The 14042-nt window shown below is 55.9% G+C and carries 11 protein-coding genes; all 11 read right to left on the bottom strand.

Annotated features, from left to right (window positions below; translation table 11 throughout):
- Positions 1–29 precede the first annotated feature (29 nt).
- Positions 30–341, bottom strand: coding sequence for a hypothetical protein (locus HPY30_01565; GenBank protein QYZ64790.1), 312 nt, complete (start codon positions 339–341; stop codon positions 30–32).
- A gap of 151 nt (positions 342–492) precedes the next feature.
- Positions 493–1023 carry a hypothetical protein gene (locus tag HPY30_01560; protein QYZ67864.1) on the bottom strand — a complete coding sequence of 177 codons (531 nt, stop codon included), beginning with the start codon at positions 1021–1023 and terminating at the stop codon, positions 493–495.
- 38 nt (positions 1024–1061) lie between these two features.
- A complete protein-coding gene (locus HPY30_01555) occupies positions 1062–1667 on the bottom strand; it encodes a YbhB/YbcL family Raf kinase inhibitor-like protein (GenBank protein ID QYZ64789.1) in 606 nt (201 codons plus the stop codon).
- A gap of 63 nt (positions 1668–1730) precedes the next feature.
- Positions 1731–3242 carry an NADH-quinone oxidoreductase subunit M gene (locus tag HPY30_01550; protein ID QYZ64788.1) on the bottom strand — a complete coding sequence of 504 codons (1512 nt, stop codon included), beginning with the start codon at positions 3240–3242 and terminating at the stop codon, positions 1731–1733.
- 48 nt (positions 3243–3290) lie between these two features.
- Positions 3291–4808: an NADH-quinone oxidoreductase subunit M gene (locus tag HPY30_01545; protein QYZ64787.1), complete on the bottom strand. Its 1518-nt coding sequence runs from the start codon at positions 4806–4808 to the stop codon at positions 3291–3293.
- 13 nt (positions 4809–4821) lie between these two features.
- On the bottom strand, positions 4822–6414 hold the full coding sequence (locus HPY30_01540) for a hypothetical protein (GenBank protein ID QYZ64786.1): 1593 nt from the start codon (positions 6412–6414) through the stop codon (positions 4822–4824).
- A complete protein-coding gene (locus HPY30_01535) occupies positions 6407–9703 on the bottom strand; it encodes a DUF2309 domain-containing protein (GenBank protein QYZ64785.1) in 3297 nt (1098 codons plus the stop codon). Before HPY30_01535 ends, HPY30_01540 begins: the two co-directional genes overlap by 8 nt.
- An 18-nt stretch (positions 9704–9721) precedes the next feature.
- Positions 9722–11188 (bottom strand): NADH-quinone oxidoreductase subunit M, encoded by a 1467-nt coding sequence (locus HPY30_01530; GenBank protein ID QYZ64784.1) that lies wholly within the window; start codon positions 11186–11188, stop codon positions 9722–9724.
- 296 nt (positions 11189–11484) lie between these two features.
- Positions 11485–12024 (bottom strand): GTP-binding protein, encoded by a 540-nt coding sequence (locus HPY30_01525; GenBank protein ID QYZ64783.1) that lies wholly within the window; start codon positions 12022–12024, stop codon positions 11485–11487.
- On the bottom strand, positions 12021–13223 hold the full coding sequence (locus HPY30_01520; protein QYZ64782.1) for a hypothetical protein: 1203 nt from the start codon (positions 13221–13223) through the stop codon (positions 12021–12023). Before HPY30_01520 ends, HPY30_01525 begins: the two co-directional genes overlap by 4 nt.
- Before the next feature lie 201 nt (positions 13224–13424).
- The gene (locus HPY30_01515; protein QYZ64781.1) at positions 13425–14042 is read right to left on the bottom strand and encodes a riboflavin synthase subunit alpha; all 618 of its coding nucleotides are present in this window, start codon (positions 14040–14042) and stop codon (positions 13425–13427) included.

Genomic DNA, 14042 nt, shown 5'->3' with positions numbered 1-14042 from the left:
ATGTATTTCTGAAAAATGATCGTCAGATTTTAATGGTTGAGGCGGGGGATTTTAGCCTGTTCGTTAGTGCGGTTTCTACCAAGCGCTCGAAAGCGATAGCCATTGATGATCTCCACCTCCTGTTCGACGGTTTTTTGTACCGGGCGGATCGGGGGTGGCTGAGGATCACTCTCCAGCGGATAGCTCGGACTATGGGGAACTGGTGGAAAATAGGCAGGAGGTAACCATACCCTCTGCCTAGAATATCGCTCTCCGCCACTCCCACTGAAGGTGAAGCAGAAAAATGCATAGGTCTGATGAGACCAGAGTGTCAGCAGCAAGGCGGCCAGCAGGATTTTCAAAAGGTTATCTCACTTAAGGAGCCTCTGAACGAACCATGGTCGAGTGCCTTGCCGCCATAATGCGTCACTTTTTCGTTCCAAATCTTCGCAATAGCCTGCTATTACGTGCGATTTGGGCCTCAAATTGACGCATTCTGATCGTCAATGCATCTCACCCAGATTCATTCAGAGGCTCCTTATCGACACTTACCACCAACTTTAGTGGATTTTTGCACTTTCGACAGTAGTAGCGCTGACCAGCCAGACTTCGTCTGTGCCGGATACTGGTCAACAGATGTTCGCTGCAGTGACAAGCGTAGCGGAATCGACGGAGCTTTCTGGTCGAGGAACGGCTGATGTCGTAACTGTGGCAGCGGCTCGGCTCGGCATTGAAAAAGCCCATCACCGACTGCCACTCGGCACCGTGAGGACGGATTTTTCCGCCGTGATATGTACGGGCGATGACATGGGCCACCTCATGTGGAACGGTCCGTTTGAGAAAATCCTCGGCATTTTCAGTCAGGAGAACGGCGTTATATCGGATTTGCGCTTTTCCCGAGGCGGGAAAACGAACCATTCCCGCAGCTTGTCCTTTCAGTTCGAAATTGATAGCCACAGAGGGGACAGGTCGACCAAAGTGGTGCCCAGCCTGTTTCAGCAGGGCTTTGGTGCGGACCAGCGCGGTTTGCTGCAATTCGTCGATTGTCTTGTCGGTTGCCGGCTCCGATTGTTTGAATCGACTCATTTCACGCTGAAATTTGACGGTGGTGAGAGTGGGACTGAACGTTCATAGATCGCTTCGATCTCTGCCGTGCCCAGCTGATGGGCATTGATATAGTAGCCAGCCAGTGCTCCACTGCTGTCGGGGCCGATGTCGAGCCTTTCAACATCCAGGGCATGAACCTTGAACTGGTAACGGTGTTTGCCATGGCCTTTCGGAGGGCAGGCGCCACCATATCCCGCACTGCCGAAGTCAGTGCGACTCTGGACGCTGTTTTCCGGTGCCAGATGGGATGTTGGGTTACCCGCATTGCGGGCCAGCCCAACGGCATTGGCGGGAATATTGAAAATCACCCAGTGCCACCAGCCACTGCCGGTCGGCGCATCTGGGTCAAAAACCGTTACGGCGAAACTCTTTGTCTTCTTCGGCGCGCCTGACCAGTTGAGCTGGGGAGAGATATTGCCGCCGGTACAACCAAATCCATTGAAAACCTGTGTTTTGTTCAACAGGGTCCCGGATTTGATATCGGGGCTTGTCAGTTGAAACGACTGATCCGCCTGGGCAGTAGATGCCAAAAGCAAAAGGGTAAGGGTACTGGTAATGGTAATGGTGGAAACAGTTCGCATGCTCTCCTCCGAATGAGTTTATCTCCGGACGATTCTAACATCGTTGAAAGAGCATGGATTAGATTACTTCACTCCTGCCACCCATTGCTCGCTCGCCACCCGAGTCAGGTCGAGCACTGCATTCGGGTAGAGTCCTGCTGTGAGGATAAGCAGCCCCATAACGCTTACCAGCAAAAGTTCACGATGGCGTAGATCCTGGACTTCATCAACCACGGGAGAGGTGATGGGGCCAAGAAAGCTGCGTCGATAGATCGACAGGAAGTAACCTGCGCTCAGCACGACCCCAAAGAGTGCTGCCAGACCGGCCCCGGTGTGGGTTTCAAGGGCACTGACCAGTACCAGAAACTCTGCAGGAAAACCGTTGGTACCCGGAACCCCCATGCTGGCTAGACCAAAGAGGAAGAAGAACGCGGTTAACAGCGGCATCCGCTGGGCAACACCCCCCAGGCTGATGATGTCGGTGGAACCGGTGCGGTGGTGCAGAAAACCGGTCAGGATGAAAAGGCCGCCAGCCACGATGGTGAAGTTCAACAGGTGGAACAGCGCGCCCTGGATGCCCTGGATATTCAATGAGGCGATACCCAATATTACAAGCCCTACGTGACTGATGCTTGAGTAGGCGAGCATGCGCCGCAGGTTTGTCTGGGCAATGGCCATCACTGCACCGTAGAGGATGCCGATGACACCAAGACCTGCAAGCAGCCAGTGAAAATCCTGTGCAGCAGCCGGTGCCATGGGCACAACAAAGCGGATGATGCCATAAGCGCCGAGTTTAAGACCGGTCATCAGGGCTGCGATGGCTATGGGGCCTTCCATGGCTACCACCGGCAGCCAGGTGTGGAAGGGAAATATCGGCGTCTTGAAGGCAAAACCTGCCAGCAGCAACAGGAAGATGAGGGTCTGCATTTCAGCGGGTAGCGCTTGGCTGAGCAGGGCTTCCATGTCGAAGACCAAACCGCCGGGCAGAGTGGCTCCGGCAAGTTCGGCATGATTGAAGGCGAGTAACACGAACCCGAACAGCAGCGGCACGCCGCCAGCCATCATGAAGAGAGTATATTTTACCGCAGCATAACGCCGGTTTGCGCCGGTTCCCCAGAAACTGATGAGGAAATAGAGCGGGATCAGCGTCAGTTCCCAGAAAAGGAAAAAGAGTATGGTGTCGAGGGAGACAAAAATGCCCAAGGTCGCGCTTTCCAGCAGCAACAGCAGTGTGTAGTAGAGTCGGGGCAGGGTGCGCACGCTGGTCCATGAGCTGAGAATCACGCCAAGGAAGAGCAGCACGGTTAAAGGCAGGAACAGCACAGAAACTCCGTCCACGCCCACTTTGTAGTGGATATTGAGAGACGGTATCCAACTCGCTGTTTCGACAAACTGAAAGCCGCTCTGTGTTGCGTCAAAACCCAGAAGTATCAGGGTGGCGAGCACCAGGTCGATAAGCGCGGTCGTCAGTACCACCCAACGAGATCTTTCACTACCGGGAACCAGCCAGACCAAAGCTGCGCCGATCGGTAGCGAGAGGATCAGCAGGCTGATCAACGGAACGCCGTTTGTCAGTGCCTGGATTGTTTCAACCATCGTTTCTCGATTCCAGTGTTGAGTGACTGATAGCCACCGATGAACAGTCTAAACGTGAGGCGTCATGTAGAGCGCGCTCAGCCCATCCAGAGATTTCTCGATCAGATCGAGCCAGAGTTCGGAGTAAAATCCGGCACCCAGCAGAACCAGAATCATTACGCCCGAGATGAGCAGTTCCGTCCATGTAGTTGGATCCACCTTACGTACAGGCTGGGACTCATCCTGGGGCGCAAGAAAAGCACGCTGGAATGCCCAGAGCAGGAAACCTGCGGCCACCACATTGCCCAAGGCGGCGGCAATGGTGATCAGTGCGCCATAGCGGTGAATGGCACCCTCAAGCATCAGATGGGCCGCATCAAAGCCTGGGGTTCCCGGCATGCCGACAATGGAGAGTCCTGCTATGAGAAATGTAATGCCGATTACCGGTATGCTGTCGAAGAGTCCGCCCAGGCGTGCCATCAACAGTGTGTGGGTACGTCGATAGACGAAACCTTGCATAAACAGCAGCGTTGTGATCGCCAGACCAAAATTGATCGACAGCATGACCGCACCTTCGAAAGCCATCTGATTGAGACTGAACAGTCCGATCACCAGCACACTGGTATGGGAGACCACCGCAAAGGCCAGCAGCCGGCGCAGGTTGACCTGCAACATCGCCAGCAGTGCAGCATAGAAGATGCCGGCCACGGCGAAGGCAACGATGTACTGGTGCCAATGCATGACAGCCTCGGGCATCAGTGGCAGGATAAACCTCAACATGCCGTAGATGCCGATCTTGAGGCCGATAAGAAATACCGGTGCGGCTGCCACTGTACCGTGTTCGGCGACCAGTGGCAGCCATCCATGCAGGGGAAAGAGCGGAATACGCACCGCCAGGCCATAGAAGAAGAGGAAGAAGGCTACCGACTGAAAGCCGGGAGAGACAGGCGTCTGAGCGAGCTTGATCAGGTCGAATGTCCAGTCCCCTCCGGCTGCATCTGCATGGTTCCAGCCCAGAATGATGATGCCAATCAGCAACAGCAGGATGCTGGTGCTCATGAACTGGTAGTAGCGGGTTTGGGCAAGTTCTGATTCAGGGGAGGTCGACCACCGGGCGAGCAGAATACCCACCAGTCCCAGCTCCACAACGGATACCAGTACGAACCAGAGCAGATCGACGGTGGTGAACATGCTCATCAGGGCGGCTTCTACCGCGAACACCAGTGCCAGGAACCAAGCGTGGGGCAGCAGTTGTCGCACCTGCCCGTAAATCACCATCAACAACGTGATCAGCGCCGTGAGCAGGATAAACAACACACTGACGCCGTCCACCGAGGCATGGTAGGCAAGGGGGCCAAACAGCTCAACCCGTTCGGCAAACTGCATGGCGCCCTGATGGGAGTCGTAGTTAAGCCAGAGGTTGATGGCCAAAAGCAGTTCTACTACCGCACCGCCTATGCCGATCAAAGGCACCAGCCGGTTCTCTCGCATGGCCAGGATCGCCATCAGCACGACCAGCGGCAACAACTGCAACGTGGTGAGAATCGGGTAGGCCGACTGGGCGGTCCAATGGATTTCGGTAATCATCGTTCAGGATTCCTCAGATAATCACCGCAAAGGTGGCCATGATCAGCAGTAATAGGTAACGAGGATGACTCAACAGCTCTTCGATCTTCTGCAGCTGGCCACCGACACGTTGAATCGTATTGATCAGTCCCTCCCCTCCGCCCTTCAGCACCAGGTGCTCCTCGAACCAGTGCAGGAGAGAGGCGATACCTTCCATCAATTTTCCTGCAAGGCCGTGTCCCATTCCCACGTCACCTTCAGCTGAAGGATGGTGCCCGCCTCTCTTGTGTTCCCATTGCGCCAGCGAACTGATCGCGTCTGCCTGACTCGGCAAGCCAACCAGCGGAATGATGACCTTGTCATCGAAATTTTGCGTGTCCTGGGCCAATGTCTTGGTGGGGCGCGTCAGCAGCCAATCGCCGATAGCGTCGAGCCAGAAGCGATTAATCGCAGCGGTATAGAGCCAGCGGCGTCTGCCCAGGCATGCAGGTACCGGTCGGGTGGGGCGTGACATCAGGTGCATATGGGCGGGGGAGCTGAGGAACTGATACGCGCGCCAGATAGCGTGGGCGGCCAGGTGCCAGGCGGCCAGGTCAAACAGGCCGAGGCCGCACTCCACGAACATCAGGCCCACTTGGGCGATGGTGGAGAAGATCAGCATGCTCTTTACATCTGTTTGCACCAGTCCCGACAGATAGCCATAGAGCGCAGTCGTTACTCCAAAAATGACGAGAAAGATCATCATCAGCGGGGTCTGTTCAAAGACCGGCTGCAGCCGGATTACCAAGAACACGCCAGCATGTACCATCAGGCTGCCGTAAAACACTGCACTGGAAGGGGTAGGGCCTTCCAGCGCGCGGGCGATCCAGGGCGAAAACGGTACTTGAGCTGATTTCACCAGGGCGGCGAGCAGAAATCCAAAGGCCAGAAGGCCGGCAGTCAGGGTCGACATTCCTGAGACACCCGAGAGGATGCCTGGCCACTCGACATCACCAATCCACGTTAACGCAAGGAAGATCGCCAGAATGAAACCTGCATCGCCGATACGGTTGGTGACGAAGGCGCGAGTGGCGTTGTTGGTGGCGGTGGGGCGGTCGAGTGAATAACCGATCAGCAGGTAGGAACTCACGCCCGCTAACTCCCAACCAATAAATGCCATGACTGCACTGCCGCTTATCACGATCAACAGCATTGCCGACATGAAGAGGCAGAGGATCATAAAGAAGCGCTGGAATCCCGCTTCGCGATGCAGGTAGTTGACCGAGAAACGCAGAGTGATGAACGAGATAACTGCCACGAGGGTGGCCATGGAGAGCCCCAGGGCATCTAGCGTGAAACTGATATTGATCTGGTAGTCGCCGCTGTTGAGCCACTCCATTATCCGCACCTGCCCCGGGGCATGCCCGGTGAGCAGGGCATAGAGATCGACTAACAGCAGACAGAGCAGTGAGAGGAAAGCGGCACCAACTGCCACCCGTGCAGTGATTTTCTCGCCGGACTCACCGCGGTTGCCTTCATAAGCGTAAGAGAGGCCAATCCAGCCGGCCGCCAACAGGGGCAGCAGCGGTATCATCGGAATTAGTGCGAAGAGCGGGGCATACCAGACGGAGTGGCTGAATTCAGGCATGACGGGTCTCTCCGGGTTGTTCCAGCAATACTGGCGTCAGTGGCTCCATGTGCCCCGCGTACCAGTCGGCGGAGTTTTTCACTGTCGGCAGTTCGTTGATCTGGCCCTCCCAACGCACCCAGCCTCGATCGGGATAGAAGACATCGATTCGGTCGCTGTCCGGGTCTTTGGCGCTGAGTAGCAACCAACCTTTACCCACCAACTCCTGTAGCGGAGGTTGTCGCATATAGATCTCAGTCAACAGGTCGATCTTCTGCTCCACGATGACCTGCAGACGCATCGCCTCGTGGATTTCGATCATCTGCCGTGGCAGGCCGGTGCGCAGGTCGGAGCTGGCCCCCTCCATGACGCCGAAGAGGCCGGTGATGTTGTGGGTTATCTTGGAACCACAGCCGTATTCGTCGTTGTTCACGGTGGAGAAGTAATACTCCAGGCTGATACCCGCGCCCACCGGACCGTTGGCCAACAGCAGACGTTCGATGATCTCCCCACTGGGATCGATGGTGGGATCATAGGAGATGAGAAAGGCCCGGCGGTCGAAGAAGGCACCCTGGGTAATGGAACGGCGACCGATGACGGCGCAGGCGTTGGTGGCGTGGCCCAGTTCGGGGCGTGCCTGGCTGAAATCGTTACCACGTCCCTGGATATGGGCAAGCGCCTGCTTCAGGTTGGGTTGTTTCGGGGCGGAGAAAAATTTACGGCAGCGTTCATGAGCCGAATGATGGCACGCTTCATCCACATTCCTCTGGATAACGGAGAGAATCTGCTGGTGGGATTTCGGCACCTTATCCATATCGAACCAGTCGATGTTCTCATCGCAGGTGTTGTGGAAGGCGCCGATGAACCAGCTGTTCTTGTGAATGTCGATTCCCCGTTGACGCAGGATCTCTCTGATCTCCGGGCGATTGGCGATGGCGGCGAGAATACGCGCATTGGGACCGGAGTGACGGCCGCTGCAGGCGCCGCAGTCGTAAGCGGCGCGGTGCGGATTGTTCTCGCTGCTGGAGCCGTGACCCATGATGATGGGCAGCGGTGAGAAGCCATCCACCAAGCCGATGTTTTGCAGAAATACCTCTACCCGGTCGGCCTGTTCCTCATCCGAGAAACCGAGACGGTTGTGTTCGATCGTGCCTTCGGGTGCATCTGGCGCGGCGGTGACTGCAATGTCAGTCTGCACGGCGGTTTCGTAAGTATCACGCAGTTTGGCAGAGAGTTTGCCAACCTTTAGCGGCGCCAATACCTTGGCTATCAGAATGCCGAGAGTGGCGGGGGCGGCCAGAGCGATCAGTACGGTCGAACCAAGCAGGTTGCGGCGGGTCTCCTGATGCAGGAGATCTTTCAGTCGAAGCCGCTTCTTGTGCCGCTTGCTGAGTTGTCTTGCCTGCTCTTCCATACCGGGATGCGCTCTCTCCCTGATTTCGTGCGCCGGTACCATGACCACGGGACAGAGTCCGGAAATCTTCTCGTCGGTGAGCCCCCGCCAATTGTGCGGGACGTTGTAGTGGGCAGCAGCACCGAAGGTTTCAATGGCGGGATTGATGACTTCCAAGTGGCGGCGGATTCCCTCTTCGCGATCGTCCATGCACCAGACGATTTGCGCGGCGGGTGTGCTTCCGCGACTCTTCCAGTGTCCCCGTCCCTCATTGTTGACGACCGCGTTGAAGATCTGCTCGCGATAGTTGCGCTCGTAGGCCTGCAGCCAGAGGAAACTTTGGGTATCGGGAGTGAGGCGGTGCAGGCAATCAAAGAGTTTTCTTACGCCCTGTTCGCCGAGGTTAGCGATATCCTGTCCGATGAGCCCCAGATGCTGGCTCAGACGAAAGAGCTGCCAGGCACTGCCGTAGACCGAATGTCCTGCTGGGCGGTCGGAGGCGGGGCTTTGACGCCATGTCCAGATCATGTCAGCCAGCTGACGCCACTGGGGATAGTCATCGCTGGGTGTGGGTGTCTGCAGTTCCAGCTGTTGCGCACGGACAATGAGATACTCCGGCAGCCGGTTGTTGTGCAGACTGTGGCGCACCATGAACTCGGAGCGGCGTCTTCGGAAGTACCAGCGCAGCATGTCCAGGTTGGGCGCAATCTGCCACTGTTGATCGCACAGCCGCTGGGCGAAAAGGCGTTCCATCACCAATCGTACCGCGAGGTAATCCAGCATCTCCACGGAGACATCGTGAGAGCCTTCGTAGCCGGGGTGATTGTGGCGATAGAGAAACATGCCGGACCAGCCGGGCAGCTCCAGGGCGAGTCTTTCCAGATAAGATTCCCAGTACGTCTCCGGAAGCCCCATGCGCTGCAGTTCAGAGATCACTGCCTCCATCGGGTCCTCGTCGAGCACTGCGATCTCGTCCTGCCACTCCGGCATCTCGTTGAAGAAGCCGGTTAGAGAGACGGCGACGCTGCGTCGCCAGGTGGTGTAAAAGCCTGTATCGCGCTCGGGGGCTTGCCAAGCCGCTTGGCCCTGGTCAAGAAAACTGGCGATGAAACGGATGAGCAGTGGACGAATCTCATCAAGCAGATCCTTGCCGGTCAATTCAAGCAATAGGCCGTGCAGAGTGATTTCCTGTCCGATCCGCGATATTGTCCGGTCAAGTTGCTTGGCGGACTCTTTTCGCACCCGGTAGTGAACGCTACTGAAGCTGTCGTCCTCAATGGTCAGGGTGTGTAGCATGCGCTCCGCCTGCTCCGGAGAGAGATCAACCAACTCCTCCGGGTGCATACAGAAATGCTCCAGGCCGAGGGTTTCGAGGCATATGGTCCAGAGATCGGAGATGGCAGCCTTTTCGTCGCTCAGACCTTGCTCGGCGGCAGCTTCGAGAAAATGTTGGCGAGTGTTATTGTCGACGTCGGACTGAAAACGGCGCAGGAGATCCAACTCTTCGATCTGCCAGTTGAACTGACAGGCAGTGACTGTCTTCAGAGGGTGGAGCAAAGCCGCAATGGTGATATCACGGTAGGTCAGTGCGCCGTCGATATTCTCCAGCAGGACCTCGTCGGGCTCCAGTGCTGGGGTCTCATCGATGACGGCCCGCAGATCTTCCAGGGTGATGCGCCCCTCAGCGTAGAACTCCCGGAAACGGTCATCCGGCAGGTAGCCCCTTGCACCGTTAATGCGCTCCGCCTCTGCCAGTGCCTCGGTGAATTCCAGATGCTGGAAGCCGTGCAGCGTGTTGTGGTGGACGAAGTCCTTGATCGGCGCCTGTCCTGGCAGTACATGCTCGAAGTGCTCGATAACATGATGCAGGCGGCTGCGGATATCGACGGAATCTGTCTCATGGCTGGCGGCGGACAAAGTTTTCTCCTCGCTTGATTACAGATGGGCCGCGAAGGTGGCGCTCAACTGGGTGATGGAGGCGGACACAAGCTCCAGTGCCGGAGCCGGGAAGATGCCCAATAAGACAATGCCGCCAGTCAACACGATGGCGGCTGCCATCTCGCTGGGCCGCAGGTCAGCGATATCCTGCATCTCCTTTCGAACGGGCCCGGTGAAGAGACGGCCGATAGTGCGTATCGCATAGGCAGCGCTGATCAATACGCCTAGGGTTAGTAGTACCACCAACCAGCCCCAACGTTCGAAACCGCCAATCAGGACGTGTAGTTCGGCGATAAAACCAAAAGTGCCGGGCAGGCCAACGGCGCCGATAAATGCAATCGTGGTGAAGAAGGCAAAGCGTGGTGCTACCCGAAGCAGGGAGCTGTAGTCATTGATGTTGCGCGTGTGGGTGCGTTCATAGAGCAGTCCGATCAGCAGGAAAGTGGCGCCCGCCACCAATCCGTGTGCCATCATCTGCATAACCGCTCCGGTCAGACCGGCGAAATTTAGGGTTGCGATGCCCAGCAACACCACACCCATGTGGCTGACCGAAGAGTAGGCGATCATCCGTTTCAGATCCCATTGCCGCCAAGCCAATAGACCACCATAGACCAGACTTACCAACGCGAGGGCAACCAGTACCCCCTGCAGGGAGATGACGGCATCGGGCAGGGTCTGTGCGGCACGGATCAGACCGTAGGATCCCATTTTCAACAGGATGCCGGAGAGCAGGATGCTGATAGGACTCGGTGCCTCGACGTGGGCCAGCGGCAGCCAGCCGTGGATAGGGAAGATCGGCATCTTGACCCCGAAACCGATGAGAAAACCCAAAAAGATCAGGACCTGTTTCTGTTCGGAAATCAGGTGCGCGCCGGCGCGCATCTGATCCATGGCAAAGGAGTGGCCCGGCAGGGTGTCGAAAAGCACCAGCAGGCTAAGCAGCATAAAAACCGACCCGCCCATGGTGTAGAGCACGAAATTGAGTGCTGCACCCTGACGATTTTTCCCTCCCCAGCGATCAATGAGGAAGAAGAGCGGGATCAGGGTCAGTTCCCAGAAGACATAGAATAGCGACCAGTCCTGGGCCATGAATACCCCGAGCATGGCGGATTCCAGCACCAACACCAGTATGTAGTAGCCTTTCACCTGCTTGGTGATGCTGGCCGAAGCGGCCAGGGCGACCAGACTGAGCAGGGTTGCCAGCAGGATCATGGAGAGGGAGATACCATCGATGCCGACGGCATAAGATGTGCCGAGGCGCGGGTTCCAGGGCACAACCTCCATGAATTGCAGATCTGCAAGGGAGTTATCAAAGCCGGCGAATAATCGCCAGGAGAGCAGCAAGGCGATGGCGGAGCCGAAGAGTGCGACTCCCCGGATCAGACGTTGATTCTGTCCAGGAAGCAGGGCGATAAGCACTGCTGTGGCGACAGGTGTAATCAATAGTTGAGTGAGCGAACCCATCACGACCCAATCAGGAAGGTGAAAATATCAGGCACGCCGGGCTTCCCTAGAAACCGGTGTGCCTCTTGGTCTGACAAAATGCGTGCTGACGGGTGCCGATACGCGATGAATCTGACCTTAAAACCGATGCGGGAAAATAGCACGAGACGGCGCAAAAGTCATCGATATTTTCTAATATGGTAATCAATGAATGGAGGCGTAGGCCTGATCAAGCGCAGCGGATCGGGCATTTCTGGAGTGACAAAGGCGTTGCCGGGATGCAGGTTCCGCTGCACTTGAGCGAGCCTAAACTCCGGTTATTCGCGCTTCTGATGATCCAGAGAATGAAGCAACGACTGCACCAGGATGGATACGTCCTGTCTGACTCTGGCATCCACTTCGAAAAGTGGGATTTTTCGCGTCTGCTCATTCAATAATGACTGGTATTCGTTCAGTCTGGGTGTACTGGAGACATCCATTCGGGTAACACCGATAGCGACTCGGGTGCGCTGGATGAAGTCCCCGAATCGCTGCAGAAAAAACTGCATGTCTTCCAGCGGGTCGGGGCGGGCATTATCCACCAGCAGGACCAGGCCCATGCCACCCTGAATCAGGATGTCCCACATGAAGTCGAAACGTTCTTGACCAGGTGTCCCGTAGAGATGCACCCGCTTGCTGTCCACCATGTTGATGATGCCGTAATCCATTGCGACTGTGGTGGTGTTTTTACGATAGCGGAGCTCGTCCGTGGAGGATTCATTGGTGGACACGGTATCAGTATCACTGATGGCGTTGATCGCAGTGGTTTTGCCTGCCCCCACCGGCCCGGTAAAGATGATTTTGAGGTCTTTTTTCATCCGTTTTTACTGCGGAAAAATGGTATCCAGTTGCTGAGCCAGCTGGCAGAGGCCGGCTGTTTTTCCCCTGTATCGGCAGCAATCGGGACATAGTCGAGGGTCTTCATTGTCTCTCCTGTATTTGCCAGCCCCAAGGCAAAAACTGCGCTGTAGAAACCGAAAACATAGCGCTGCGGGATTTTTAGCTTTGCAGCAGTTTCGATGAGCGAGTGAGGTTGCTCCGCCCAGAGTGCGGCAATCTCAAGGGTGTTGGGTAATAACAACAGACGCGTCAGGTTTGGCCAGCGATCCAGGGCAACCGGTTTATGGAGATCGGTTTCGTAGGGGATACGGCCCCGCGAGGCCCAAAGTGCTGTTTTCCACATGAGAGCATCGAGGTGCATAAATGAATCCGCAGCCCCATCATCCGGTGAGAAGAGATCATCGCAAAAAGTGAATGAGAGACCACCTGGTGATATGGGGGCAGCGGAGAGAGCCCCTAACCTGGATTCGCTCATATTAATCTGAGCCATCTCTTCGTCGGGGTAGAGGATAATGAACTCTTCATTGGAAAACTGCAGTCGCACCGCCTGCCCCTTTTGTTTCATCATGGCAGTGATTTGGCTCAGTTTTCCCTGGAAAAAACTATCCGGGTCGTAGCGGATATTGGCCAGTTGCTGGGCACTATTAGTATCAATATCTGGGGTTGACCCCAGAAATGCCTGGATATCCTTTTCCGCAAGGTGGCGGGCGATCTGATAGCCTGTGCTGGTGGGAGGCATTCCCGCCATGACGACATCTTCACCACTCTCTTCAGCAGGCGCGACCGGCGTTGATGCAATTTGCAGGCTGGGCAGGGTTGATGAGGAATTCTGTGGGTCTTTCGCTTGCGCTTCAGCCCGTAACAGTGCTTTTGCAAGACTGCGTTTTTTCAGTGGTTTGAGCAGGCTTATGAGGCTGCCTGTCTCCCGTGGATCCTGGGAGATTACTATGACCGGTGTGGATGGATGAAGCTGTCGCTGCTCCTGTGCCAGTCGTATCCCTTTTTTATGGTCGAGATCGATGATGACGGCGTCTGCTGCCTCCTCTTCCACCAGCTGAAATCGATCCTTGCAGGATTCGTGGAAAAATAGGCGCAGGCTGTTCCTTATGCGATCGTCGACGCCTAAGGCTGCGACGCGAACGGGTGGAGCCTCTATGGTTGTTTCACTTGCCTGCATCAAAGTACTTATCTGGAATCGAAGACGAAGACGACTTGGTTGCGGAGATTACCTGTCGTTTCAGATAGGCAATATTTTGCGTCACAAATCGATGAATGAACAGGGCCAAGTGAAGCTGGAGCGGTATTTAGGATGATTATTCGTGCGTGATTTTACAATCGTTTCCTCTTCCCGGAACCTGCTTCCTCAAAAACAACCGGGTTAGGAAGGAGAGGGTGTTTTTGCTAAAACCCGTTCCACGGTATCAACGATAGCTTGGGTTTGCGGATCGATCTCGATGTTGATCCGGTCTCCGGGTTTGCGACTGCCGATGTTGGTGCGAGCCAGGGTTTCGGGGATCAGGTTGACCTCGAATTCGTTGCCGGATACCTCACCGATGGTCAGGCTGATACCGTCGATGCCGATATATCCCTTGGTAAAGAGGTATTTCATCCACTCATCCGGCAGTCTGAAACGAACCTGATGATTGTTTTCTGTTGCGACCACATTGACCACAATCGCTGTGCAGAGGATATGGCCGGACATTTGATGGCCGCCGATCTCATCCTCGAAGCGGGCGGCCCGTTCCACATTCACTCGGTCACCAGCTTCCACCTCGCCGAGATTGGTAACCCGCAGGGTCTCCTGCATCAGGTCGAAACTGACCAGATCATCCTCGATTCCGGTAACCGTCAGACAACAACCGTTGTGAGCTACGGAGGCGCCGGGTTCCAGCCCATCCAGAAGCTTGCCTGGCAGAAGGACCTTGTGGGTGCGAAAGTCACTTTTTTCGATGATCTCGACGACCTCTACTGTCCCCTGAACGATACCCGTGAACAT

It is taken from the genome of Gammaproteobacteria bacterium (ex Lamellibrachia satsuma), from assembly GCA_019623805.1.
Lineage (GTDB): Bacteria > Pseudomonadota > Gammaproteobacteria > Chromatiales > Chromatiaceae > QGON01.
Note: the sequence above shows the minus strand (reverse complement) of the source record. Positions and strands in the feature narration are given on the sequence as shown.

Excerpts from the sequence above, each read along its gene's own strand:
- HPY30_01555 (QYZ64789.1), bottom strand. The coding sequence starts at position 1,667 with ATGCGAACTGTTTCCACCATTACCATTACCAGTACCCTTACCCTTTTG.
- HPY30_01550 (QYZ64788.1), bottom strand. The coding sequence starts at position 3,242 with ATGGTTGAAACAATCCAGGCACTGACAAACGGCGTTCCGTTGATCAGC.
- HPY30_01545 (QYZ64787.1), bottom strand. The coding sequence starts at position 4,808 with ATGATTACCGAAATCCATTGGACCGCCCAGTCGGCCTACCCGATTCTC.
- HPY30_01540 (QYZ64786.1), bottom strand. The coding sequence starts at position 6,414 with ATGCCTGAATTCAGCCACTCCGTCTGGTATGCCCCGCTCTTCGCACTA.
- HPY30_01530 (QYZ64784.1), bottom strand. The coding sequence starts at position 11,188 with ATGGGTTCGCTCACTCAACTATTGATTACACCTGTCGCCACAGCAGTG.
- HPY30_01525 (QYZ64783.1), bottom strand. The coding sequence starts at position 12,024 with ATGAAAAAAGACCTCAAAATCATCTTTACCGGGCCGGTGGGGGCAGGC.
- HPY30_01520 (QYZ64782.1), bottom strand. The coding sequence starts at position 13,223 with ATGCAGGCAAGTGAAACAACCATAGAGGCTCCACCCGTTCGCGTCGCA.
- HPY30_01515 (QYZ64781.1), bottom strand. The coding sequence starts at position 14,042 with ATGTTCACGGGTATCGTTCAGGGGACAGTAGAGGTCGTCGAGATCATC.